Annotated in this window: 1 pseudogene; it reads left to right on the top strand. The window is 72.7% G+C overall.

Going from position 1 to position 651, the window contains the following annotated elements:
* Positions 1-19: 19 nt before the first annotated feature.
* Positions 20-651, top strand: a pseudogene (locus EAO72_RS40075) (PP2C family protein-serine/threonine phosphatase); the annotation flags it as partial.

The raw sequence follows: 651 nt of genomic DNA on the forward strand, positions 1-651 counted from the left end.
CACCCGCACATCGAGGTAGGTCGCCACCCGCTATCTGCCGGCCGACCGGAGCGTGCTGGTCGGCGGCGACTGGTTCGACGTCATCCCGCTGCCCGACGGCCGCCACCTCAAGGCGATGGGCGATGTGATGGGGCACGGCGTCGAGGCGGCCGTCGCGATGAGCCACTACCGCTCGCTGCTGCGGCTGCTGGCCGACGAGGAACTGCCGCCGCACCGCATCCTGGAGCAGCTCGACCGGATGGTCGAACGGTCCGGGCTCGACCGGGCGGCGACCTGTCTGCTCGCCGTGGTCGACCGGTCCGGGGTCGATGAGGAGCGGCGGCAGATGGCCGGCGCTCGACACCTCGCACAGCCCGCCGGACCGGCCGGAACCTGGCTCGGCGACGTGCCGGCGGGCCCGCCGCTGGGCACCGGCTTCGGCGGCTACCGGACGACGAGGGTGGAGTGCGGACCGGGCACCGTGCTGTTCATGTACACCGACGGACTGGTGGAGCGGCGCGGCGAGGACATCGACGTGTCCGTCGGCAGACTCGGCGAACTGAGCCTGCCGGAGAGCGGCGATCTGGAGGAACTGCTGGACGCGGTGCTGGAGCGGTTCGGCCCGGGCGCCGAGGACGACATCGCCGTGATGGCCTCACGGTCCCGGCAGGT

This window comes from Streptomyces sp. OR43, assembly GCF_008042275.1.
Classification (GTDB): domain Bacteria; phylum Actinomycetota; class Actinomycetes; order Streptomycetales; family Streptomycetaceae; genus Streptomyces.